At 25.6% G+C, this 25,092-nt stretch carries 33 protein-coding genes; 14 read left to right on the top strand and 19 right to left on the bottom strand.

Features of this window, described 5'->3' with window-relative positions:
• Positions 1–18 precede the first annotated feature (18 nt).
• The 5 genes from ACFEL5_RS02810 to ACFEL5_RS02790 form a co-directional block, all read right to left on the bottom strand.
• Complete coding sequence (locus ACFEL5_RS02810; protein WP_375315758.1) at positions 19–255, bottom strand: cytidine deaminase family protein; 237 nt, start codon at positions 253–255, stop codon at positions 19–21.
• A 618-nt stretch (positions 256–873) separates the two neighbouring features.
• A complete protein-coding gene (ybeY, locus tag ACFEL5_RS02805; RefSeq protein WP_342190163.1) occupies positions 874–1,341 on the bottom strand; it encodes an rRNA maturation RNase YbeY in 468 nt (155 codons plus the stop codon).
• Between the two features lie 188 nt (positions 1,342–1,529).
• Positions 1,530–2,585, bottom strand: coding sequence for a hypothetical protein (locus tag ACFEL5_RS02800; protein WP_342190164.1), 1,056 nt, complete (start codon positions 2,583–2,585; stop codon positions 1,530–1,532).
• 168 nt (positions 2,586–2,753) lie between these two features.
• Positions 2,754–2,828 (bottom strand): hypothetical protein, encoded by a 75-nt coding sequence (locus tag ACFEL5_RS02795; RefSeq protein ID WP_375315757.1) that lies wholly within the window; start codon positions 2,826–2,828, stop codon positions 2,754–2,756.
• Between the two features lie 57 nt (positions 2,829–2,885).
• Entirely contained in the window at positions 2,886–3,830 is a 945-nt protein-coding gene (locus ACFEL5_RS02790) for an IS30 family transposase (protein WP_375315190.1), read from the bottom strand.
• 179 nt (positions 3,831–4,009) lie between these two features.
• On the opposite strand from ACFEL5_RS02790, the gene ACFEL5_RS02785 reads away from it, so the two are divergent.
• Genes ACFEL5_RS02785 through ACFEL5_RS02745 form a run of 9 tightly spaced genes read left to right on the top strand, consistent with a single transcriptional unit; the run spans position 4,010 to position 7,216 of the window.
• Entirely contained in the window at positions 4,010–4,348 is a 339-nt protein-coding gene (locus tag ACFEL5_RS02785; protein ID WP_342277703.1) for a hypothetical protein, read from the top strand.
• A gap of 2 nt (positions 4,349–4,350) precedes the next feature.
• The gene (locus ACFEL5_RS02780) at positions 4,351–4,572 is read left to right on the top strand and encodes a hypothetical protein (protein ID WP_375315193.1); all 222 of its coding nucleotides are present in this window, start codon (positions 4,351–4,353) and stop codon (positions 4,570–4,572) included.
• Entirely contained in the window at positions 4,572–4,733 is a 162-nt protein-coding gene (locus ACFEL5_RS02775; protein WP_342277701.1) for a hypothetical protein, read from the top strand. The genes ACFEL5_RS02780 and ACFEL5_RS02775 overlap by 1 nt, the downstream gene beginning before the upstream one ends.
• Before the next feature lie 3 nt (positions 4,734–4,736).
• Positions 4,737–4,967 carry a hypothetical protein gene (locus ACFEL5_RS02770; protein WP_375315192.1) on the top strand — a complete coding sequence of 77 codons (231 nt, stop codon included), beginning with the start codon at positions 4,737–4,739 and terminating at the stop codon, positions 4,965–4,967.
• A gap of 48 nt (positions 4,968–5,015) precedes the next feature.
• The gene (locus tag ACFEL5_RS02765; RefSeq protein ID WP_338967064.1) at positions 5,016–5,252 is read left to right on the top strand and encodes a hypothetical protein; all 237 of its coding nucleotides are present in this window, start codon (positions 5,016–5,018) and stop codon (positions 5,250–5,252) included.
• 23 nt (positions 5,253–5,275) lie between these two features.
• Positions 5,276–6,259 carry a hypothetical protein gene (locus tag ACFEL5_RS02760; RefSeq protein WP_375315635.1) on the top strand — a complete coding sequence of 328 codons (984 nt, stop codon included), beginning with the start codon at positions 5,276–5,278 and terminating at the stop codon, positions 6,257–6,259.
• 6 nt (positions 6,260–6,265) lie between these two features.
• A complete protein-coding gene (locus ACFEL5_RS02755) occupies positions 6,266–6,550 on the top strand; it encodes a hypothetical protein (RefSeq protein WP_215826817.1) in 285 nt (94 codons plus the stop codon).
• Positions 6,551–6,552: 2 nt separating this feature from the next.
• Complete coding sequence (locus ACFEL5_RS02750; RefSeq protein ID WP_338967070.1) at positions 6,553–6,801, top strand: hypothetical protein; 249 nt, start codon at positions 6,553–6,555, stop codon at positions 6,799–6,801.
• A gap of 22 nt (positions 6,802–6,823) precedes the next feature.
• On the top strand, positions 6,824–7,216 hold the full coding sequence (locus ACFEL5_RS02745) for a hypothetical protein (RefSeq protein ID WP_375315634.1): 393 nt from the start codon (positions 6,824–6,826) through the stop codon (positions 7,214–7,216).
• Between the two features lie 233 nt (positions 7,217–7,449).
• On the opposite strand, the gene ACFEL5_RS02740 is transcribed toward ACFEL5_RS02745, so the two are convergent.
• The 11 genes from ACFEL5_RS02740 to nusA form a co-directional block, all read right to left on the bottom strand.
• Positions 7,450–8,394, bottom strand: a complete 945-nt coding sequence (locus ACFEL5_RS02740) for an IS30 family transposase (RefSeq protein WP_338966716.1) — start codon at positions 8,392–8,394, stop codon at positions 7,450–7,452.
• Positions 8,395–8,727: 333 nt separating this feature from the next.
• Positions 8,728–9,366, bottom strand: a complete 639-nt coding sequence (gene deoC / locus ACFEL5_RS02735; protein ID WP_342190091.1) for a deoxyribose-phosphate aldolase — start codon at positions 9,364–9,366, stop codon at positions 8,728–8,730.
• Between the two features lie 74 nt (positions 9,367–9,440).
• Positions 9,441–9,923 (bottom strand): hypothetical protein, encoded by a 483-nt coding sequence (locus ACFEL5_RS02730; protein ID WP_375315633.1) that lies wholly within the window; start codon positions 9,921–9,923, stop codon positions 9,441–9,443.
• Positions 9,924–9,925: 2 nt separating this feature from the next.
• Positions 9,926–10,666 (bottom strand): RsmE family RNA methyltransferase, encoded by a 741-nt coding sequence (locus ACFEL5_RS02725; protein WP_338967547.1) that lies wholly within the window; start codon positions 10,664–10,666, stop codon positions 9,926–9,928.
• Positions 10,667–10,708: 42 nt separating this feature from the next.
• Positions 10,709–11,584 carry a phosphate ABC transporter ATP-binding protein PstB gene (pstB, locus tag ACFEL5_RS02720; RefSeq protein ID WP_342190090.1) on the bottom strand — a complete coding sequence of 292 codons (876 nt, stop codon included), beginning with the start codon at positions 11,582–11,584 and terminating at the stop codon, positions 10,709–10,711.
• Positions 11,542–13,305, bottom strand: coding sequence for a phosphate ABC transporter permease PstA (gene pstA / locus ACFEL5_RS02715; protein WP_375315632.1), 1,764 nt, complete (start codon positions 13,303–13,305; stop codon positions 11,542–11,544). The genes pstB and pstA overlap by 43 nt, the downstream gene beginning before the upstream one ends.
• 251 nt (positions 13,306–13,556) lie before the next feature.
• On the bottom strand, positions 13,557–14,480 hold the full coding sequence (locus ACFEL5_RS02710) for a substrate-binding domain-containing protein (RefSeq protein WP_375315631.1): 924 nt from the start codon (positions 14,478–14,480) through the stop codon (positions 13,557–13,559).
• A gap of 114 nt (positions 14,481–14,594) precedes the next feature.
• On the bottom strand, positions 14,595–14,957 hold the full coding sequence (gene rbfA, locus ACFEL5_RS02705) for a 30S ribosome-binding factor RbfA (protein WP_342190088.1): 363 nt from the start codon (positions 14,955–14,957) through the stop codon (positions 14,595–14,597).
• The gene (gene infB, locus ACFEL5_RS02700; RefSeq protein WP_375315630.1) at positions 14,957–16,789 is read right to left on the bottom strand and encodes a translation initiation factor IF-2; all 1,833 of its coding nucleotides are present in this window, start codon (positions 16,787–16,789) and stop codon (positions 14,957–14,959) included. Before infB ends, rbfA begins: the two co-directional genes overlap by 1 nt.
• Before the next feature lie 17 nt (positions 16,790–16,806).
• Positions 16,807–17,085: a YlxR family protein gene (locus ACFEL5_RS02695; RefSeq protein WP_338968857.1), complete on the bottom strand. Its 279-nt coding sequence runs from the start codon at positions 17,083–17,085 to the stop codon at positions 16,807–16,809.
• A gap of 19 nt (positions 17,086–17,104) precedes the next feature.
• On the bottom strand, positions 17,105–18,334 hold the full coding sequence (nusA, locus tag ACFEL5_RS02690) for a transcription termination factor NusA (RefSeq protein ID WP_338968855.1): 1,230 nt from the start codon (positions 18,332–18,334) through the stop codon (positions 17,105–17,107).
• Positions 18,335–18,883: 549 nt separating this feature from the next.
• On the opposite strand from nusA, the gene ACFEL5_RS02685 reads away from it, so the two are divergent.
• From ACFEL5_RS02685 to ACFEL5_RS02670, 4 genes are all read left to right on the top strand, one after another.
• Complete coding sequence (locus tag ACFEL5_RS02685) at positions 18,884–19,231, top strand: transposase (protein ID WP_375315629.1); 348 nt, start codon at positions 18,884–18,886, stop codon at positions 19,229–19,231.
• A 184-nt stretch (positions 19,232–19,415) separates the two neighbouring features.
• Complete coding sequence (locus tag ACFEL5_RS02680; RefSeq protein WP_338966716.1) at positions 19,416–20,360, top strand: IS30 family transposase; 945 nt, start codon at positions 19,416–19,418, stop codon at positions 20,358–20,360.
• A complete protein-coding gene (locus tag ACFEL5_RS02675; protein WP_375315756.1) occupies positions 20,357–21,118 on the top strand; it encodes an IS30 family transposase in 762 nt (253 codons plus the stop codon). Before ACFEL5_RS02680 ends, ACFEL5_RS02675 begins: the two co-directional genes overlap by 4 nt.
• A gap of 102 nt (positions 21,119–21,220) precedes the next feature.
• Entirely contained in the window at positions 21,221–21,736 is a 516-nt protein-coding gene (locus ACFEL5_RS02670; RefSeq protein ID WP_375315628.1) for a hypothetical protein, read from the top strand.
• A gap of 759 nt (positions 21,737–22,495) precedes the next feature.
• Here ACFEL5_RS02670 and ACFEL5_RS02665 read toward each other — a convergent pair.
• Positions 22,496–23,026, bottom strand: a complete 531-nt coding sequence (locus tag ACFEL5_RS02665; protein ID WP_375315627.1) for a hypothetical protein — start codon at positions 23,024–23,026, stop codon at positions 22,496–22,498.
• Between the two features lie 401 nt (positions 23,027–23,427).
• A complete protein-coding gene (locus tag ACFEL5_RS02660) occupies positions 23,428–24,372 on the bottom strand; it encodes an IS30 family transposase (protein ID WP_338966716.1) in 945 nt (314 codons plus the stop codon).
• A gap of 58 nt (positions 24,373–24,430) precedes the next feature.
• Between ACFEL5_RS02660 and ACFEL5_RS02655 the strand changes: the two genes are divergently transcribed.
• Complete coding sequence (locus ACFEL5_RS02655; protein ID WP_375315626.1) at positions 24,431–24,598, top strand: hypothetical protein; 168 nt, start codon at positions 24,431–24,433, stop codon at positions 24,596–24,598.
• Here the strand turns inward: ACFEL5_RS02655 and ACFEL5_RS02650 are convergent.
• Positions 24,595–25,011, bottom strand: a complete 417-nt coding sequence (locus ACFEL5_RS02650) for a hypothetical protein (protein ID WP_375315031.1) — start codon at positions 25,009–25,011, stop codon at positions 24,595–24,597. The genes ACFEL5_RS02655 and ACFEL5_RS02650 overlap by 4 nt on opposite strands.
• Positions 25,012–25,092: the final 81 nt, after the last annotated feature.

Genomic DNA, 25,092 nt, shown 5'->3' with positions numbered 1-25,092 from the left:
TCTTTATTCTAATGTTATTTAGTTAATTGATTTAAAACGATTCGGCAATAATTGTTCATTTTTATATACACCAACTATTTCTGTTTCATTGTAAATATAAACTTGACAATTTGCCGTTAATAATTCACTCATTACTTGCCGACAACTACCACAAGGAGTTATTCCTATTTTTGTATAAAGATGAATGGCAATTAAATCTTTTTTTGTAAAACCTTGCGTATAGGCTTGCATCAAAGCTACTCTTTCAGCACAAATAGTTTCACCATAAGCGATATTTTCAACATTAACACCTTTAATTATTATATCATCCTTTATTTAGACTTGGTACATAACTATAACATTTTATGCCGACTAAACTATAAAATTCATTTTTATCTTTGTATTTATCTAACATTTGTATTTCATCTAAAAAATAATTATCAAAATAGTAGATAAAATTAAAGGTTATGTACCAAGTCTTTTGTAATATTGCTGCTACTTGAAACTTTGAATATGGACTATAAGAAGGGCGCATAAAGTTTTGTTAGGTGGGTAAAGATTTGAATAATTTTGAAAGAAAAGCAACTAAAAATTTATTACCTTTTTACTTGAAAAATAATTAATAAAACAAAATATTTAATATTAACAAACATATTCTTAATAAAAGGTTATAAAAACTAAGTAAAATGCTTATAAAAACAACATTAAAATAATTTTTTACAACAAAAATCATACATAAGAAATATATACTTAATTTGCATATTGAAATAATTTATAGTAAATGACTATTTTTTCTTTTTTAAAAAATACCTAAGAAAACTAAACGCGACCCTATAAGAATTATTACTTAACTCTTTTAATATTTTTAAATAATCTTTTTCCATAATTTCTCCTCTATTTATTTCTAGGAATTTTTAGTTTTGTTAATACTTCATCTTGTAAAGCAAACATGATATCTTCTTCTGATTTAGTTTGATGATCATATCCCAATAAATGTAATAAACCGTGTAAAAATAAAAACGATAACTCGCGCAATAAACTATGTTCATATTTATCGGCTTGTTCTTGTGCTAATTCAAAACAAATAAAAATATCACCTAAAATTCGCATATTAATCATCGCATAAAGCTTTTGATTATCTGCTTCAACGGGAAAAGATAGCACATCAGCAACATAATTTTTTTGCCGATAAGTTTGATTTAATTTCAAACTCATTTCTTTACTAATAATGTTTAACGATAATTCTAAAGCATCATCAATATTTAACATATCGGTTATGGTATTTAAAATTTTATGTCACGAGTCAGTATAAAATGTGACATCAAATTCAGTATTATTAATGATATCAAAATTATTTTTCATATCTTACCTCACTAATTAAATTATATCAAATTAATTCAGTTTTAAAATATTGTAATAACTTTTACTATTATAACAAATATTTTATTAATAAGCATTTGCTATTTCTTAAATTAACAAGAAATCATAGGAATAAACAAAAATACTAAGAATTTTAAAATTCTTAGTATTTTCTAAATTAATTAACTAAATTAACTTTTAATAATTTTTGGTAACTCTAACATAAAATATTGATTTAATATTTCTCATCCATAAGTTCGTAAATGCTTCGGAGTTAACATTCAATAGGCAAAAGCCTCACCAAATCACTCTTCAATTCAAGTAGATTCTAACGGATGGAAAATATGATAATTACTGGGAACTAAAATTCACGAAAATAACATTTGCGATAAATAATTATTAAAATTTATTTTTTTATTTAATCATTCTCAAAGGTGAAATGCTCCGCTTTGGTTATTATTTTTAAAATATGTATAATAAGAAACTAAGTGCCCATATTCATGAACAAAAACATTATGAGCAGCACTAGTAGGATTCACAATATAATCTTTAAATTCTTGACCATTATAAGTAATTATATTTCAATCACCTTGATATCACTTTCAAGCATCTTCTTTATTAACACCAGCACCAAAAAGTAATAAATTTATCATTTGATTATCATCGTCTTTATTAACAATACCATTCAAGCCATTCAATTTTTGAATATAAGTTCATTGAAGTTTTGTTAAACTATTTTTCAAGAATTTTTTACCATAAAGAAAATTTAATTGTCCAAAAAAAGATATAAATGCTTGTTTCATTTCACCTACAGTATTAATTTTAAAAAAAGGCATTCAATTAACTTCATCATTATCGTTTCAAATATTGTTTATTGCTTCTAAAGTATTAAACTCAAAATATGATCCAATTGTTTCCAATCCATCTTTTATTTTACTGGCCTTGTTAGATGCTTTGCGAGTCAAAATATTATCTCACTTGCTTAAAAATATTTTATCATTACTATCTAACTTAGTTTTATGATTTTCTTTTAAAATATCTATAAACCATCCAGAAATATCATCGTTAGGTTGCATAATTAAGTTAATAAAATCAACATTTCGGTCAAAAGAAACTTTTTCGCGTTGTAAGATTTCAAAATAATTATGAGAATAAATTTCATTAATTTTATTATTATTAATCGCTTGATAAAAACTATTTCCTAATGTAATAACGGATATTAAACATCCACTTACTATTTTTCGCATAGTTAGTATCCTTTCATTTAATAGACTTGGTACATAACCTTTAATTTTATCTACTATTTTGATAATTATTTTTTAGATGAAATACAAATGTTAGATAAATACAAAGATAAAAATGAATTTTATAGTTTAGTCGGCATAAAATGTTATAGTTATGTACCAAGTCTAATATTAATTCATATTAATGATTTCATTATTAACAACATCAATATTATATGCTTGTGGACTCTTACTTAATCCTGGCATTGTAATAATATCTCCCGTACTAATAATAATATAGCCAAATTGTAAAGTTAAGTGCAACTAAATTATTTTTCTAACCAAATATTCGATTGGCGAAAGATAATTTAGTATTTTTCTTGGTCTTTGGTTTAAAGACAATATAAATTTATGAACTGCATTTTTAGTAGTGTTTGAAAAATTTAATTTTTTAGGAAATTTTTCTCTAATTAAACCATTAGTATTTTCATTAGTACCTCTTTGTCAAGGTGAATATGCATCAGCAAAATAAATTTTCACATTTAAATTTTTTTCAAGTTGTTGTCAATTAGCAAATTCTTTACCCCTATCAAATGTTATAGTCTTAACAAGATTATTTGGAAGAATTGATAAATAATGACTAATATTTTTGTTAATAACTTTAGTAGTTCTATTTTCAACTAATATTGCTAAAGTAAATCTTGATGTTCTTTCAACTAAAGTTATTAAACATGATTTACTTTTACCTCGTGATGATACTACAGTATCACCTTCTCAATGGCCAAGAGTTATGCGATTATTAACATTTCGTTCTTTAATGGATTTACCATTAAATTTACCCCGATTTTCTTGAGATTTTCGTTTCTTACCTTTTCTTCTTAAATTTTTACTAGTAACCTTTTCAAGTAATCCAGAATAAATTCAATTGTAAATTGTTTTAAAACTAATAATTCATTCTTGATGAAAATTTTTAATTCTGCCATAAATTTGTTCAGGCGATCAACCTAATAATAATTTTTGTTGTACATATTTTACTAATTCTCTATTTTTAAATTTATGAAAATAAACATGTAATTGTTTTCTATTTTCTGCTTTATTTTGTGCAATTAATGAAAAATAATGATTATTATCTTTATTTCTATTAACTTCTCGATTAATAGTACTAATACTTCGATTAAGATTTTTAGCTATTTCACTAATTTTTACTTTAAATTTCAATTGATTCTCAATATAAATTCTTTCATCTATGCCAAGATGTTTGTATCCCATATAAAAACTCCTTAAATTTACTTTTTCTAAAATAAACTTAGCATCATGAAATTTTTATATGAAATCTTTTGCAATTTTATTTACTTGCACTTACAAGTATAATTCAGCGTTTAAAAAACTAAGTTAACTAACAACTTAGTTAATATAACTTAGTTTATTCACAAGAAAGGTAATTTACTATGAAAAACATTGAAAACATTTTCTTAAATACTAAAAAATATCTCTTAAAAGAAACACAAAACGCAATGCTTATTAAAGCACCAAAAATTCCATGATTTAATGAACAAATCGGCATTTGGTTTCCAAAGCGATTTGTTTATAAAGGAAAATACGAAAATTCAATTTGCATTGGAATAATAAAAGATAGTAAATATCAAGTAATTTCAATTAATCAATCAATTAATCAACAAGAACAAGAAACCAAGTTAATTAAAGGCCAAGAATTATTAAGTTTCTTCATTGCCGAAAAAGAAAACAACAAAAAAGATATGAATTATAACTATTTTAAAGGAGTTTAAAAATGAATATTGCAATTGGACTAATATTTATTATTATCAGCATAATGCTGTCAGCATATGTTGCTTATAAAATTTATGCCAAAATAAAAATTAGAATTAAATATAAAAATGCCATTAAAAATAATACTGGTAATTTCACAAAAGACGAGAAAGTATTTATTGCTCGCTTTGAAGAATGAGTTAAAGCGCCTAATTCAAAAGAAAATAATGAGGATAAAAAATAATGTTTTGAGAAATTATTATGGAATTTTTAAAACTGTTTGTTCCGATAGAAAAAATGCCTGCACAAGTTGCATTTATTGCCGGATTAATTATTATCATTACTTTTATTTTCGCCTTAATTTCAATTATGTATTTACCAATAAAAATGATTTTTGGGAAATAAAAAATGACAATAAACTTAAAAGAATTTAATTGAGAACAAATTAAACAAACTTTCTGAGATTTATTTATTCAAATCACAACTATTCCGGCTCATATTAGTGGTGGTGAAGAAATTGATTTAACCAAAGAAACACTTTGACTTTTAATAGCAAACATTGCTTTTTGATTCTTAACAGCAATTATGGTGTGATTTATTCTAATGCTACTTTGGAAAACCATATCAGTATTTAGATAGAAACAAAATTAATGTCAAGAAGTTACATTAAAGAAAGGGGGTGATTATATGATTGGAACTTTCTTGGCCGATGCACCAGCAAAAATAACAGCTAGCGATGCGATGACTAAATTGTGAAATGCAATTATAACAGCGTTTACTAAAATGTGAGAAATTATTGCCGTTAATATGCCGCAAGTTGGTAACTTCTTTGCCGACTACTGAATCTTCATTTTTCCATTTATTTTGGCAATATTCTTTATTTGCTTTAAAATGTTTGAAAAATTACTTGGCGCAGTGCGCTAACAAAAAATAAAATGAGGTGCAAGATGAAATTTTGCAAATGAATAATAGAAAAAAATAACCATTTTATTGAATTGAATCGCACCTCATTTTTAATTTTATGACATTGAGGAGCAATTTGATACATTTACAACGGTTATTTCAAAAACATTGTGAGCTATTTATTTTTAGCCGGTTGTATTTTAATTTTCCTTTTTAAAATCGGTAATTTAACACAAATTAACAAAGTTATTAATTTCTTAAAAAATTCACCATTAAATATTGTGATTGGTTCATTAGGGACTGGAAAAACTGCTTTTCTAGTATACGCAGCAAAATTACTAAAAAAGAAGAAATATCACATCGCCGCAACCTTTCCATTACTAGAAACCCAAAAATTAAGTTTAGGCCATATGGGATTGTTAGACTTTGATTATCCGGTATTGCCAGACAAAACCTTACTGTTATGAGATGAAACCAACTTATTTTTAGAAGGAACTGATTGAGAAAAAAATAATACCAAAAACGAAGAAGCCGGTATTCAAGAATATTTCGCTTTGGCACGCCATTTCGGTCATATTGTGCTTGCTAGCGGTCAAAGAGATAAACATATTTGAGTTAAAGTTCGTGATATTGCCAATAATGTGATTGTGGGAATTCGCAAAAAACCCGTTAATATTTTTCGTCCCTACTTAAAAGTCATCTATGGCACCTTTACGAGCATTGAAGAATATGAACGCTGACGAAACACCTTAATTGATGCGAAAAATAGTAAAAAAGGGCGTCGCATTAAATATCGTGATATTCCTGAACTTGATATTTATTTTTTTAAACTAAAAATTCCTCTACCAATATTAAACACTTACAATTCTTTTTATTTAGCGTTTTTAAGAGATTACTTAAATGCAAAAGTAAATCCTGACTATGAAGATAAATACTATAATGACACAGCAATTGATTTAGAAGACTTAGAATACTTAAAAATGGATAAATTTAGCAAATTTTTAAGAAAAATGAAAGAAAAGGAATAATAAAAAATGGAAAATCTCGCAAAAATGGCCGACTTTCTTGCCCAAATGCTTTATAAAGTTTTTGATTTAATTTGAAGTCTTGAAGTGCCGGGAACAAAAATTCAACTAATATTTCCTTTGTTCTTAACGCTGGCTGTAGAATTTCTTATGGCAATTATTCTTGGATTTGGTAGTCAACAAGTTAATTTAGAAAAACAGCGCCAATATGCTGTTAAAAATAAGGGGCGTTTAAGTGCGTGAGGAAAAGCTAAAAAACAAATAAAACCAATAAAAACAAAACAAGGTAACTAAAAATGTTTAAATTAATTATTATTTTTATCTTAATAACTGTTCTTGGATTGTTGGCTGGTAGTCATTTTGAAACTTTAACAAACTATATTAGCGAAGGTCTTACCAATTTCCAAAAATTTATTACTAGCAATTTAACAATTTTAGAACTATTTAAACCAATGGCACGAACATTTTCGCAACATCCAATCTTTACCATTCTTGGTGTCACTTGTGTACTTATTGCTTTATTTATTGTGATTAAAGGACGATAAAAAACATGAAAGGAGAGTTAAAATGAAAAAACTTTTAGGAAAATTATTCAAAAAAGATAATTCAAAAGAAAAAATGCCATTAAAATTAAGAATTAAAAATTCTTTTAAAAAGCAGTGGTTAAAAATAGTATTAATTATCATTTTCATCTTTATAAGCTTATTAATTTGTGCATTAACAGTAATCGATACTAAATGAATAACCGGAACAAGTGACGAATTTAATGATTTTATGAATAAAGAAATGGTTAATTTCTTTGGCAAATTTAATAGTGGTATTATGCTAGCAGGAATATTTGTTTTTTGATGAGGCGGAGCAATATATTTTGCACTTAAATTTGAAAAATTAATCCGTCTTATTATTCAGAAAATTAAAGCAAAAAGAGTCTTAAAAAATGAAGCGAAACAAACTCATTAATTCTTTAAAAAAATATTGATGGATAATTTTGCCCTACATTTTTATGATTATTATCTTTTTCATTCCATTTTTAAAATTTAAAATTAATGAGAAATTATTATATGAAAAATTTGAAGAATTAATTTCACTTATGATATTAGGGTATTTTAGATATATGCATTACAATAGCCGTAATTATAAATTGTGGTATTGAGCGACTTATTAAAAATGCCAAATTGTAAAGTTAAGTGCAACTAAATTATTTTTCTAACCAAATATTCGATTGGCGAAAGATAATTTAGTATTTTTCTTGGTCTTTGGTTTAAAGACAATATAAATTTATGAACTGCATTTTTAGTAGTGTTTGAAAAATTAAATTTTTTAGGAAATTTTTCTCTAATTAAACCATTAGTATTTTCATTAGTACCTCTTTGTCAAGGTGAATATGCATCAGCAAAATAAATTTTCACATTTAAATTTTTTTCAAGTTGTTGTCAATTAGCAAATTCTTTACCCCTATCAAATGTTATAGTCTTAACAAGATTATTTGGAAGAATTGATAAATAATGACTAATATTTTTGTTAATAACTTTAGTAGTTCTATTTTCAACTAATATTGCTAAAGTAAATCTTGATGTTCTTTCAACTAAAGTTATTAAACATGATTTACTTTTACCTCGTGATGATACTACAGTATCACCTTCTCAATGGCCAAGAGTTATGCGATTATTAACATTTCGTTCTTTAATGGATTTACCATTAAATTTACCCCGATTTTCTTGAGATTTTCGTTTCTTACCTTTTCTTCTTAAATTTTTACTAGTAACCTTTTCAAGTAATCCAGAATAAATTCAATTGTAAATTGTTTTAAAACTAATAATTCATTCTTGATGAAAATTTTTAATTCTGCCATAAATTTGTTCAGGCGATCAACCTAATAATAATTTTTGTTGTACATATTTTACTAATTCTCTATTTTTAAATTTATGAAAATAAACATGTAATTGTTTTCTATTTTCTGCTTTATTTTGTGCAATTAATGAAAAATAATGATTATTATCTTTATTTCTATTAACTTCTCGATTAATAGTACTAATACTTCGATTAAGATTTTTAGCTATTTCACTAATTTTTACTTTAAATTTCAATTGATTCTCAATATAAATTCTTTCATCTATGCCAAGATGTTTGTATCCCATATAAAAACTCCTTAAATTTACTTTTTCTAAAATAAACTTAGCATCATGAAATTTTTATATGAAATCTTTTGCAATTTTATTTACTTGCACTTACAAGTATAATTCAGCACATACCAACATTATTAATTCACTTGTATTTAATTTTCAAAGAACAAAATTTTAACACCTTATAAAATAAAAAGACAATCATTACTGACTGCCTTAATATTTATTCAAACCTTTACCTACCTAACAAAACTTTATGCGTCCAATAAATATGATATAAAATTGCAAATAATGAAACAAAATTCACAAAAAATTAAAACCATTTTTATAACTAAAATTAATTAGCAACTAAACCATCAATAACGCTGCTTTACTAATCCCCAGTCGGTCTGCTCCACCTTTAATAAGTTTTATTGCCTGTGCTTTAGTTTTAATTTTCCCTGACGCTTTAATATACATTGCATCTTTAACAATACTACGAATTAATTTAATATCTTTAACTTTAGCACCACTTTTAGCAAATCCTGTTGAAGTTTTAATAAAATCTGCTTGTGCTTGCAAAGCTAATTTACAAACTTGAATTTTTTCTTCTTTCGTTAATAATGCAGTTTCAATAATAACTTTTAAAATTTGTTTTGGACATACAGCCCGAACATGTTTAATATCATTTAATACTACCGTATATGCCCCTTCTTTTAAAGCTCCGACATTAATAACCATATCAATCTCATCGGCACCATCACGAACAGCTTGTTCAGTTTCCAACACTTTAATATTTGTAGGCACCGAACCCAATGGAAAACCAACAACAGTACAAACATTAACCTTTGTCTTTTTTAACAAATTTTTAGCATGACTAACATAAATAGGATTAACACATACACTAGCAAATTTGTGCTTTTCAGCATCCACACAAATTTTTTGAATGTCATGACTCGTAGCATGTGAACTTAATAAAGTATAATCAATAAATTCATTCAGTTTCATAAAACAAGCAGATCTCCTTACTAATTAATTTTTAATAACACAAATATGTTACTAAAAATTAATTATACTACTAATTATTTATTTTTAATTATTAATTCATCATTTAGGGTAGAAATTTCACTTTTTGATAATGCCTCTCATTTTAACCTTTGAATAAAAAACTTAATATCAAAGATAATTGTTACTAAACCAAATATTCCAGAAATTCCAATTGATAAACCAAACGCTAAAATAGCATTTTGGTGATTTTTAGCAATTAAAATTAATAAATTGGCTAAAATTGACATCACTGCCATCAATACGATTAATATTAAGTATTTATATGCTTTAAATTGATATTTAATATCAAAATTCTTAATTGATATATAAGTTAATCAAACATAAACCATTATTAAACATAAAGTTATTAATGGAATTAAATAACTAGCAATTTCAAAACCACCACTTAAAGGTAAATTTGATTTTTGAACACTAATAAATACCATTGTTAAAAACAATCAATTAATTGCAAATAATAAATTTAAAATTGCACCCATTCGCTTTGAACTTAAAGACATTCTTATTGCTCCTTTAACTTTTCATGTTCATAACCGATATTAGCAAGAAATGCTAAAACAGCTGTTTCTGATCTTAAAACTCTTTTTCCTAAATTAATTGCATGAAAACCTTCAAAATTAAAAAATTCTAATTCTTTATCACTAAAACCACCCTCAGGTCCACAAATAAAAGTAATACTTGTTGACTTGGATAATGGTAACATTAGTGCCGACAATGAACGGGTTGCTAATGATAATTCATTAGCAATTAAATTTAACTCGCTCTTATAAGGAATAATAGCAGTAAAATCAGTAATAATATCAACAATTTTTGGAATTTGATTACGATTCGACTGTTGTGCTGCTTCTTTAGCAATCTTTTGTCAACGCATCATCTTTTTTTTCTTATCATCATTTCGTTTAATCTTAGTAACACTTCGTTCTAAAGCAATACCAATAATTTGTGTCACACCTAATTCAGTCGCTTTTTGAACAATTCAATCATTACGATCTTGTTTAAGCAATGGCATTAATAATGTTACAACTATTTCTAATTCGGTATTTTCCAATAAATTTTTTTGAATTTCAACTTTTAATTGTGGTTTCTTTTCAATTATCTTCGTTTGATATTTTTTGCCATTATATACAGCAATTAACAAGTCATTAATTTGAAATCTTAAAACATTAACTAAATGATGAGTATCAATATCATTAAAAATTAAATTGCCGAATTCATCTTGAAAATGAGCAAAATAACATTGCATTATATCACCTACTCCAATATTAATTATATCATTTTTAAATCATTACCCAAACCGTCCTGCAATATAATCTTCAGTTTCCTTTTGTTGTGGTGATAAAAATAATTTTCTTGTTCTTGCCACTTCAACAATTTTACCCATTAAAAAAAATGCTGTTTGATCAGAAATTCTTGCTGCTTGTTGCATTGAATGGGTCACAATAATAATTGTAAAATCTTTTTTTAATTGCAATATTAACTCCTCAATTTTACCAGTAGCAATCGGATCTAATGCTGAAGTTGGTTCATCCATTAATAGCACTTCTGGTTTAATAGCAATTGCTCGAGCAATACATAATCTTTGTTGTTGACCACCACTTAAACTTAAAGCTGGACTTTTTAAATCATTTTTAACTTCATCTCATAATGCCGCTTTTTTTAATGAATCTTCAATTATTTCATCCAATTTTTTTCGATTTCTAATTCCTAAACTTCTTGGTCCATAAGCAACATTATCATAAATTGATTTTGGAAAAGGATTAGGTTTTTGAAAAACCATACCAATCGTAGTTCTTAAAGCAATAATATCTTGTTTATTATCATAAATATTTTTTTGTTGATAAATAATTTCTCCCGTAATTTTAGTTCCTTCAATTAAATCATTCATCCGATTAATTGAGCGCAATAATGTTGATTTACCACAACCCGAAGGACCAATAAGAGCCATAATCTTATTTCTTTTAATATTCAAATTAATATTAAATAGTGCTTGTTTCTTACCAAAATTATAATAAAAATTAAAATCAGAAATAGCAATACTATATTTCTTATCAACAATTTTAACTTTAACCTTATCGCGAGAATGTTTTTGCTTTTTAGATTTATTAGGAAAGGATGTCTTTATTTTTTGTATTCAATTGATGTTCTTTTTCTTTTTAGCCATAACATTACTCCTTTTAAATTATTATATGAATATCCAAAATTCTTCTTTTCCCTTGTAATATATTTAACTAATAAATTTAAGACAATAATCAATAAAATTGTAATCGCAGCAATCTCATAAGCAATAATTTTTGCCAATTGATAAGCACTAATTTTAATTAAATGAGCAGGACCTGCAACGATATCAGGTTCATTTATTAATTGATAAATTTTAACAGTTAAAGTAGTACCTGGATCTAATAAACTTTGTGGCATAGAAGGTGATGATGACAAAGTTAATAACGCGGGCATACTTTCACTAATAACTTTACTAATAGCAAAGACAATTCCCGTAACAATTCCCTTTTTACAATTCGGTAAAATAATTTTAAAAATTGTCCCAATTTTTGTAACTCCTAATGCTAATGAAGAATCACGATATTCTTGAGCAACACCATTTAAAGCATCTTCAGTAGTTTTAATAATAATTGGTAATGTTAAGACCCCAAACATCAATCCAGCACTAATAAAGTTATGACCAATTCCTAAAATATTAACAAACACAATATAACCAAACATTCCAAAAACTACTGAAGGCGTTGCAACTAAAGCATCAACTGAAAAACGAATTAAATTAGCAATCTTACTAGTTTTATTAGCATACTCATTTAAATATATTCCTCCTAAAATTCCTAACGGAATAGAAACTACTAACGAACAAACAATTAATAATAATGTTGAAACAAATAATGGTGTTAAATCATATGAACCTTGTAAAACTTCACGATACGGCGTTAAAAAAAGTGTTGATTGAATCCCTTTAATAATAACATCACCAATAATTCAAATAACCATTGATAATGTTATTATTGTTGATAAAAACATTAATAATATCCAAATAACATCTTTTAATTTGTTAAACTGACGATGAAATTTCAAAATTTTACTTTCATCATAGTAACTTAATAACCGTTGGTTAGAAATTTGATGATCTTCTAATACCGTCATATTTCTTCGCAAAACTTTTGTAATAAAATAAATTTTAAGCTTTTTTGTATAACTAACGCCTTGAATTTGATTGTTGGCTACTTTATATGTAGCTAAAATAACAATATTTAAAATTGATACAAAAATGATTAAAACTAATCCTAAAGCAAATAAAGCTGATGTATGAATTGTTGAAGCACTTTCAGCTAACTCAATACCAATTACCGCAGCTAAAGATGTTATTCCTGAAAAAATAAATCCTAAAAATCCATTTTGAAATGTCGGTATTTGATATACTAATCCTGAAACCATAATCATCGCTGTAACTTCACCAATAACCCGACATATCCCAAAGGTAATAGCGCCAATTATCTTGGTTCGGACCGCTTTTTTTACAACTTTAAAAGCAGAACTAGTCCGTGATACTCCCATCGCTAACGAAGCAAACCGATAAGAACTAGGGACACTATTTAAAGCATTACAAATTAAAGCAATAATGGTAGGTAAAGCCATTAATGCTAAAATTGTCGCTGCTGTTAACATATTAGCTGGTGATGATGCGCCAATTTGTTTATAAAAACTGCCAATAACTTCTAAACCAAAAATTCCAAAAATAACCGGTGGTACACCAGCTAATAATTCAACTAGAAAAATCACAATGCGCTTAATTTTCTTTCCTAAAAATTCACTAATTAAAACTGAAGTAAAAATTGCTAACGGAATCGCAATTAACATTGCTAAAAAAACTACTAACAAAGTAGAAATAACAAAACTCATTGCACCAAATTGTAAAGTATCCGCTAATCAAGCTTTACTAAAAATAAAATTTCAAAAGCCATATTTCCTAAATACTGGTATTGATTGATAACTAATAAATACAATAATAAAAAATGATATAATAATAGCCGCCAAAGCCGCACAAAAAATCAGAATTTTATTAAATAAATCAAGATAATATTTATGTTTAAAAATCTTATTATGAAACTGAACCATAATTTCTCCATCACTTAATTAGTTTGTTTAATCAACCATTCAGGTTCTTCACTTTTTCATTCAAAATCAAATATTAAACCTGTTTTTTCAAATGCTAATTTACCACTATGATCATCATTCATAAAATAAATAAACTGACGAATCAACTCTCTTTGTTTACTTTCATATCAAAATAAACATGCAAATAAACGATACAAAATATATGATTTATTAGTTAACGATTCAATACTAGCTTTAACACCATTAATCGTAAAAGGGACTAAATTATTAGCAAGAACCGAATCAACATTTGAAAATGAAACATAACCAATAGCATTATTAGTATCTCTTACTTGATTAATCATTACTGATGTTGAATTAGCAATTCTTAAACCACTAGAAAAATCACTACTACCCATTTCTAAAAATCCTCGCCAAACATCTCTGGTTCCACTTCCTGATTCACGATTAACACCAATAATCGTTTCTTTATTAGCACACCCATTTCCTAACAAATCTGTTCAAGTTTTACTTTTACCAGTATATATATCTCGTAAAACACTTACTTTATCCTGAGAAATATTTGTAACATTGCAATTAATAGGAGCTTTAGCAATAATTACCATCCCATCAATTGCAAAATTAAAAACACGATAATTACTATTATCAATATACTCTGACTTAACATCTCTTGAAGTAAACCCCATCACTAGTGTTTGATTTTTAACACCATTTTCACCAGCTGATGAACCCGTACCATTATATGCCACCTTACGATTATATTTATGATTAAAACCTTGAAATTTCGGAGCATTTAACTGGTCACCATATAATAAGATATGCATTAAAGTCATCACTGAACTAGAACCACCAAATAAAATAATTTCACTTTTCTGACAAGCAACAAGATTAATAATAGTAATGAATGAAAGCAAATTTGCTCCTAATCAAGAAAACATTTTTTTCATCACAATGACTAAATACCCCATTCATAACCTTAATTATCATAATAAATAACAAGGTAATAATAACAAAAAAAAGCATAATTACAATAATTCTTAAAAAATTACCGTTTAAAAGTTAGAAGAATCTTTTTTAATTTTATTTAAAATATCTTCAATTTTTCTACTTTCACTTAATGATTGATCATAAACAAAAATTAATTGCGGAACTTTATAAATCGTTAACTGTTGACCTAATTTTTTTCGGATTAATCACAAATTTTGTTTTATCGCTAATTCAATAATCTGCTTTTGTTCTTGGAAAACCAAAGAATCATAATATACTTTAGCAATTGTGCGATCATTATTTAATTTTACTCCCGTAATTATTAATTTTTGCAAAACTTCATTCTCATCTTTAACTTCTTTTTGCAAAATATTTGTTAGCAAACGTTGAATTGTAGTTTGTAATCGTTGAAACTTAACATTTACCATTACTTAATTTCCTTCAATAAATAAGATTCAATAACATCATTTTCTTTTATATCATTAAAGTTTTTAATAGTTAACCCACATTCAGTTCCTTGTCGTGATTCTTTAATATCTTCTTTTTGATGTTTTAAAGATGATAAATCACCATCATAAATAACAATACCATCTCGTAAAACCTTTACTTTACTTTGACGACTAATAACACCTTCAATAACCATACATCCCGCAATGACACCAACCTTAGAATAATGAAATAATTGGCGCACAGCAGCTTGTCCTAAAACAATCTCTTCAAACTTTGGATCTAATAAACCTCTGGCTGCTTGTTGCAATTCTTCAATTACTTTATAAATAACATTATGAAGATGAATCTCAATGCCTTCATCTAATGCCAATTTTCGCACAACAGAATTAGGTCGCACATTAAAACCATAAACTAAAGCTTTTGAAGCAACAGCTAAGGTAATATCTGATTCACTAATTGTTCCAACTGAAGAACGAATAATTCTAATACTAATATCATCAATTTTAATTTTACTTAATGACTGTTTTAAAGCTTCTAAACTTCCCTGAGTATCAGTTTTTAAAATAATATCAATATGTTTCAAATTACCAGCTGCAATTTCATCAGATAAATTTTCTAAATTTAAAGTTTTAGTTTTTCTTCGCTCATTAATTTCATCTTGTGTTTTTCTTGATAACGCTACTTCACGAGCTAACTTATCATCACCAAACACCATAAATGGTTCACCCGCCTTAGGAACAAAATCTAAACCATGAATTTCAATTGGCGTTGAAGGTTTTGCTTCCTTAATAGCAACATTACGATCATTTTTCATATCACGAACCCGACCAAAAGAAACTCCTGCTACCAAAGCATCTTTAATTTTTAAAGTGCCATTTTGAACTAACAATGTACAAACGGGACCAACATTACGATCTAAATGCGCCTCAATAACTGTCCCACTAGCAAAACAATTTGGATTAGCTTGTAAACCTTGCATTTCCGCTAATAATAAAATTACATCTAATAATTCATCAATTCCTGCACCAGTTAAAGCACTACCTTTAACAAAAATTGTATCACCACTTCACTCTTCCGAAATTAAATCTAAAGTTGCTAAATCTTTCATAATTAATTCCACATTAGCAGACGGCAAATCCATCTTATTAACAAACACAATAATTGGCACATTAGCAGCTTTAGCATGATCAATTGCTTCTTTAGTTTGTGGCATAACACCATCATTACTAGCAACAACTAATACAACAATATCAGTAACTTTAGCGCCCCGAGCACGCATTTGCGTAAATGCTTCATGTCCAGGCGTATCCAAAAAAGTAATAATTTTACTATCCTTTGTTTTAATTTGATAAGCACCAATATGTTGCGTTATACCACCTAATTCTTTCTCAGTAATTTTAGATTTTCTAATATTATCTAACAAAGTTGTTTTACCATGATCAACATGACCCATAATGGTCACAACTGGTGGCCGTTCTTTTAAATCATTAATATCATCAATAATATCTAAATTTTCTAACAGATTTTGATGCGTAATAACAGTTTCCTTTTTAAAATCTAAACTAAATTCTAAACATAACTCACCAATTAATTCTTCATTCAAAAAATGATTTTGCGTTAACATTTGTCCTTTATTAAAAAAGTATTTAATAATTTTCACAACAGGAATATTTGTTTTTTTAGAAAACTCAATAATTGATAATGGTTCACTAAAAATAAAAATCCCATTATCAAGATGTGAATCACTTCCTGTTTTTAATTGATTTTTAATAACTGTTGTTTGCTTTTTTCTTTGATTACTTTTTTTCATACAATCACCACCCCTAATTAATTACTATGCTCCTGTTCTTTTACAACTTTGAGTAATAATAAATAAATATTATCAACAATTTGTGTTTTAAAAATCTTTTCTAATAATTGTTTTTTTTGCATTTTTTCAATAATAGCAACTTCTCGCTTAACATAAGCACCTTTACCAGCAAGACAATAATTTAAATCAACCAAAACTTGTTCTTGTTTTGTTTTAACAACTCTTATTAACTCACTTCGTAAAACAACAACTTTTGTAACGATGCATTGCCGATATACTAATTTTTGTTTTGCCACCAATAATTTTTTCCTTTATTTAATCTTTATCTAATTCATCACTATCTAATTCAGTATTAGTATTATCAACATTATCTATTTCTTCAATACTTGTTTCTAACCCTACAAGCAAATTATCTTTCTTGATTTTAAATTGATGTTTATTTTGTAATTCTTGCATTTGCTGTTCCGATAAATTACCATTTCATTTAAAAATAATATTTTGATTTAAAGCATCACTTAAAGAAATAATATTAATTTTTCATTTTGTTAATTTTGCTGTTAATTTTGCTGTTATTCCTTTTTTACCAATAGCTAATGAATAATGCTCATCAGCAACGATAATATTAGCTTCATTAGTTTGTTCATCTAAACTAATAGAAATCGCTTTAGCTGGCGATAACGCATTAATAATAAATGTTTTTATTTCCGCATCTCACTTAATAAGATCAATTTTTTCATCATTCAATTCTTCCATAATACTTTGAATTCTTTTTCCTTTATTACCAACACAAGCACCAATCGGATCAATAGTTGGGTCATTACAAAATACTGCAACTTTTGATCTTTGTCCTGCAATTCTTGCAATGACTTTAATTTCAATTATTCCTTCATAAATTTCTGGAACTTCAATTTCTAATAATCTTTTTAAAAATCCTGGATGAGTTCTTGAAGCTAAAATTTGTCCAAAATTTTTCGTTTTATTAACATCCTCAACATAAAACTTTACTTTATCACCTAAATAAAATTTCTCTGTGGGAATAATATTTTTTTTAGGTAAAATTGCAAAAGTACGATCAACAATTTTTAATAAATAGTAGTTTTCTTCAATATTATCAATTGTGCCAATTAAAATATCATCTTTCTTAGAAATATATTTTTCATAGACAACTTCTTTTTCTGCTTCTCTTAAATGTTGTTTTAAAATTTGTGCTACTTGTAACGCTGCTAAACGAGAAAATTCATCAGTATCAACAGGCTCATAATATATATTATCAATTGTTAAATTTTTCTCTAAATTTTTAACATCATCTAATAAAATTTCAGCAAACTCATCTTCAATCTTACTAACAATTTTTAATAAACGATAAACTTTAATTTGACCAGTTTGTTCATCAAAGTCTACTTTTATTAAGGCTTGTGGGTCCAAATATTTTTCATAAGCTTTTATTATTCCTTCTTTAATAGCCTCAATAATTAAACTGCGATCAATTTTCTTTTCTTCCACCAAAAGATCAATTGCTTTTAAAATTTCTATTCCATCAATCATCTTATTTTACTCCTTCTAACACTATTATTGTCAACATTTTAATTATGACTTTTAAATTAGATGAAGGTGAGGAAACCCTCACCTTCATCTGCCCTAATTACTTGTTAATTATATAGTGTTTTGACTACTATTACAAGAACTAAATTAATCATGGTCGCGTTTAGTTTTCTTAGGTATTGCTTTGAAGAAGTAAAACAATCAGCTAATTTATATTATTTAATTACTAAACTAACCCTGCCTTTCTTGTTATTGTCATTTTTATTCGTTATGATTTTATCATATTATTGAATTTTTACACAACAAAAAATTATTAATTTTATTAAATTTTCACTAATTATCTAAATTTATGTTTTCTATATTTATTCGTATATACAATACTGCCCTTATTAATTCAACTATAATCATTTTTATTATTATATTTATTTCATAATGAATTTTTATGCTGAATTATACTTGTAAGTGCAAGTAAATAAAATTGCAAAAGATTTCATATAAAAATTTCATGATGCTAAGTTTATTTTAGAAAAAGTAAATTTAAGGAGTTTTTATATGGGATACAAACATCTTGGCATAGATGAAAGAATTTATATTGAGAATCAATTGAAATTTAAAGTAAAAATTAGTGAAATAGCTAAAAATCTTAATCGAAGTATTAGTACTATTAATCGAGAAGTTAATAGAAATAAAGATAATAATCATTATTTTTCATTAATTGCACAAAATAAAGCAGAAAATAGAAAACAATTACATGTTTATTTTCATAAATTTAAAAATAGAGAATTAGTAAAATATGTACAACAAAAATTATTATTAGGTTGATCGCCTGAACAAATTTATGGCAGAATTAAAAATTTTCATCAAGAATGAATTATTAGTTTTAAAACAATTTACAATTAGACTTGGTACATAACCTTTAATTTTATCTACTATTTTGATAATTATTTTTTAGATGAAATACAAATGTTAGATAAATGCTGAATTATACTTGTAAGTGCAAGTAAATAAAATTGCAAAAGATTTCATATAAAAATTTCATGATGCTAAGTTTATTTTAGAAAAAGTAAATTTAAGGAGTTTTTATATGGGATACAAACATCTTGGCATAGATGAAAGAATTTATATTGAGAATCAATTGAAATTTAAAGTAAAAATTAGTGAAATAGCTAAAAATCTTAATCGAAGTATTAGTACTATTAATCGAGAAGTTAATAGAAATAAAGATAATAATCATTATTTTTCATTAATTGCACAAAATAAAGCAGAAAATAGAAAACAATTACATGTTTATTTTCATAAATTTAAAAATAGAGAATTAGTAAAATATGTACAACAAAAATTATTATTAGGTTGATCGCCTGAACAAATTTATGGCAGAATTAAAAATTTTCATCAAGAATGAATTATTAGTTTTAAAACAATTTACAATTGAATTTATTCTGGATTACTTGAAAAGGTTACTAGTAAAAATTTAAGAAGAAAAGGTAAGAAACGAAAATCTCAAGAAAATCGGGGTAAATTTAATGGTAAATCCATTAAAGAACGAAATGTTAATAATCGCATAACTCTTGGCCATTGAGAAGGTGATACTGTAGTATCATCACGAGGTAAAAGTAAATCATGTTTAATAACTTTAGTTGAAAGAACATCAAGATTTACTTTAGCAATATTAGTTGAAAATAGAACTACTAAAGTTATTAACAAAAATATTAGTCATTATTTATCAATTCTTCCAAATAATCTTGTTAAGACTATAACATTTGATAGGGGTAAAGAATTTGCTAATTGACAACAACTTGAAAAAAATTTAAATGTGAAAATTTATTTTGCTGATGCATATTCACCTTGACAAAGAGGTACTAATGAAAATACTAATGGTTTAATTAGAGAAAAATTTCCTAAAAAATTTAATTTTTCAAACACTACTAAAAATGCAGTTCATAAATTTATATTGTCTTTAAACCAAAGACCAAGAAAAATACTAAATTATCTTTCGCCAATCGAATATTTGGTTAGAAAAATAATTTAGTTGCACTTAACTTTACAATTTGGCATAAATTTAAAAATAGAGAATTAGTAAAATATGTACAACAAAAATTATTATTAGGTTGATCGCCTGAACAAATTTATGGCAGAATTAAAAATTTTCATCAAGAATGAATTATTAGTTTTAAAACAATTTACAATTGAATTTATTCTGGATTACTTGAAAAGGTTACTAGTAAAAATTTAAGAAGAAAAGGTAAGAAACGAAAATCTCAAGAAAATCGGGGTAAATTTAATGGTAAATCCATTAAAGAACGAAATGTTAATAATCGCATAACTCTTGGCCATTGAGAAGGTGATACTGTAGTATCATCACGAGGTAAAAGTAAATCATGTTTAATAACTTTAGTTGAAAGAACATCAAGATTTACTTTAGCAATATTAGTTGAAAATAGAACTACTAAAGTTATTAACAAAAATATTAGTCATTATTTATCAATTCTTCCAAATAATCTTGTTAAGACTATAACATTTGATAGGGGTAAAGAATTTGCTAATTGACAACAACTTGAAAAAAATTTAAATGTGAAAATTTATTTTGCTGATGCATATTCACCTTGACAAAGAGGTACTAATGAAAATACTAATGGTTTAATTAGAGAAAAATTTCCTAAAAAATTTAATTTTTCAAACACTACTAAAAATGCAGTTCATAAATTTATATTGTCTTTAAACCAAAGACCAAGAAAAATACTAAATTATCTTTCGCCAATCGAATATTTGGTTAGAAAAATAATTTAGTTGCACTTAACTTTACAATTTGGCATATATATATATTAGACTTGGTACATAACCTTTAATTTTATCTACTATTTTGATAATTATTTTTTAGATGAAATACAAATGTTAGATAAATACAAAGATAAAAATGAATTTTATAGTTTAGTCGGCATAAAATGTTATAGTTATGTACCAAGTCTATTGAAAAAACAAAATAAAGGAGTTAATTTTATGAAATTTTTAAATATAACCGCTATTTTAGGATTAATAACACTACCAATATTTGGCTGTTCTAAAAATGAAAATAAAACAATATTACAAATTGAGAATGAAACATACGAATTTACTTTATTAAAAGCAAAAATTAATTGAATGTGAGACGGATTTAGACAAAATTTTAGTATAGCTTTAAGTGAATTTGATAAAAATGAAAGTGGATTAAATAAATTACCAATTGATTTTAAAAATACACTAGCTATGAAAAATAGTTATATTTATTTAGATGAAGAAGGAATAAGCACATTAAAAACTGATAATCTCGGAAGAAATGGCAACTTAAAAGTAACAAATATCAAAGGTAAAATAATTAAAACACAGAATTTTTATAATTGATTAGAATTTAATTTTCAACATAATTAAAAAGAGATAGTTTTTTACTATACTATGACGCAATTCTTAAACAACTAAGCAATTTTTTTATTTTGTCAAAATAGAAAAGCAGTATTTAAATTTAAATACTGCTTTAGTAAAAATATTTTTAAATTATTCTGCATAACACATATAAGGGCGCATAAAGTTTTGTTAGGTGGGTAAAGATTTGAATAATTTTGAAAGAAAAGCAACTAAAAATTTATTACCTTTTTACTTGAAAAATAATTAATAAAACAAAATATTTAATATTAACAAACATATTCTTAATAAAAGGTTATAAAAACTAAGTAAAATGCTTATAAAAACAACATTAAAATAATTTTTTACAACAAAAATCATACATAAGAAATATATACTTAATTTGCATATTGAAATAATTTATAGTAAATGACTATTTTTTCTTTTTTAAAAAACACCTAAGAAAACTAAACGCGACCCACATATAAGAAATATTTTTCTCTTTTAATTAATAATGTTAAAATTTATTCTATTCCTAGTCAATCACCTTCAGTGTTGGTTATAATGACAAAACCATCATTTTCATTATCTAATATTTCAAAATAACCATTTATTTGTTCAAAATGAAGCAATATTACTTTTACGAGAGTATTGAAATCTTCATTTGTGACACTTCCGCCTCAGCTAGAATGATCACTTATAACAAATTTATTTTTAATAATTTTAGTAATGCTTGTTGCAATTAAAGTGATTGATTATGTAATATTTACAATATTTTTTTGTTAATAATTAAATACATTCTATCGCATGATAAGCATCATATCCCGGAATTAATCTGTATCAATTATCTCAAACAGGTGTTAAAAATATTTCTTTAAAAGAACATTTTTTATTTGTAAAATAAACTGTTTTATAACCTTGATATTTATTTGAATTATAGTATGTTGCCCCATCAATATCAGCAGATGTATCTGTAATTCGGCTAACACCAACTTGACTTGTATCTAAGTTAGGGTTTTTAGTTTTAACCGCATTTAAAATTGTATCTTTGTTATTATTATTTAAAGATCCTAGTTGTGTATTTGTAATTATATTAGAAATATTTTGTCTAACTGTAAAGTTATCACAGTGACCACTACTAGTGGTGTTATATTTATTTGAAGTGCTTTTTACACCAAGTTCTAATCGACCGTTTACTACTTTTTGTTTAACATAAACTTGTGATGTATCTAAGTTAGGATTTTTGGCTTTAACAGCTGCTAAAATTGTTTCATCATTAGTATCATTAACTGGATCTATACATCATTTAAAATCAGTCAATAAATCTTGTTTAACTGTAAAATAAACTTTTTCTCAACTTCATTTTTGATAATAATCATTATCACTATCAATTCAAATTTCAGCTGAATTATTTGTTTTATTTCTAATAGTATATGTTAAATTTGCTAAATTATTTTTTGTTTTAACTGCATTAATAATTGTTTGATTATTGTTGTCATTTAAGGCCCCTAAATTAGAATTTGTAATAATTTCATTAGACTTGGTACATAACTATAACATTTTATGCCGACTAAACTATAAAATTCATTTTTATCTTTGTATTTATCTAACATTTGTATTTCATCTAAAAAATAATTATCAAAATAGTAGATAAAATTAAAGGTTATGTACCAAGTCTATTTAAATTTTTTATAATTGCCAAATTGTAAAGTTAAGTGCAACTAAATTATTTTTCTAACCAAATATTCGATTGGCGAAAGATAATTTAGTATTTTTCTTGGTCTTTGGTTTAAAGACAATATAAATTTATGAACTGCATTTTTAGTAGTGTTTGAAAAATTAAATTTTTTAGGAAATTTTTCTCTAATTAAACCATTAGTATTTTCATTAGTACCTCTTTGTCAAGGTGAATATGCATCAGCAAAATAAATTTTCACATTTAAATTTTTTTCAAGTTGTTGTCAATTAGCAAATTCTTTACCCCTATCAAATGTTATAGTCTTAACAAGATTATTTGGAAGAATTGATAAATAATGACTAATATTTTTGTTAATAACTTTAGTAGTTCTATTTTCAACTAATATTGCTAAAGTAAATCTTGATGTTCTTTCAACTAAAGTTATTAAACATGATTTACTTTTACCTCGTGATGATACTACAGTATCACCTTCTCAATGGCCAAGAGTTATGCGATTATTAACATTTCGTTCTTTAATGGATTTACCATTAAATTTACCCCGATTTTCTTGAGATTTTCGTTTCTTACCTTTTCTTCTTAAATTTTTACTAGTAACCTTTTCAAGTAATCCAGAATAAATTCAATTGTAAATTGTTTTAAAACTAATAATTCATTCTTGATGAAAATTTTTAATTCTGCCATAAATTTGTTCAGGCGATCAACCTAATAATAATTTTTGTTGTACATATTTTACTAATTCTCTATTTTTAAATTTATGAAAATAAACATGTAATTGTTTTCTATTTTCTGCTTTATTTTGTGCAATTAATGAAAAATAATGATTATTATCTTTATTTCTATTAACTTCTCGATTAATAGTACTAATACTTCGATTAAGATTTTTAGCTATTTCACTAATTTTTACTTTAAATTTCAATTGATTCTCAATATAAATTCTTTCATCTATGCCAAGATGTTTGTATCCCATATAAAAACTCCTTAAATTTACTTTTTCTAAAATAAACTTAGCATCATGAAATTTTTATATGAAATCTTTTGCAATTTTATTTACTTGCACTTACAAGTATAATTCAGCAGATGAAATACAAATGTTAGATAAATACAAAGATAAAAATGAATTTTATAGTTTAGTCGGCATAAAATGTTATAGTTATGTACCAAGTCTTTTATATAAAAATACTTTAAATACCTAAGAAAACTTTTTTAATATCATTAGTAAGATTGCTAAGGGCACTACAAATTCAAATAACATCTGAAACGCCGGAATAACCTCAAACACCGGAAAGGCGGTTTTGGTAAAATTAATCGTTGTTTTGGCAATATCCGCAATGGGGCGAATTAAAAGATTAATCCCCGAAAAACCAAGTAATCAATTTAACAGGCTAACAGAAGCGTGCTGAATACCACAGGATATTGCACTAAATAAACCTCAATAAGAACAGTTGGGCGTAGGAATTAAATCATCCATATTACCACTTATTCCGCCGCCAATAAAAGCCGTTGAATTCAAAATATTAAAATCATATAAAGAATAATGATATTTAGTGCTTTCATTTTTCTTTTTATATAGCGGAAAAGTTAGCGTAAAAATATTAATTCCATACATCACATCAACTTTGGCATTAGACTTGGTACATAACCTTTAATTTTATCTACTATTTTGATAATTATTTTTTAGATGAAATAC

It is taken from the genome of Spiroplasma endosymbiont of Tipula paludosa, assembly GCF_964264785.1.
Lineage (GTDB): Bacteria > Bacillota_I > Bacilli_A > Mycoplasmatales > Nriv7 > Nriv7.
Note: the sequence above shows the minus strand (reverse complement) of the source record. Positions and strands in the feature narration are given on the sequence as shown.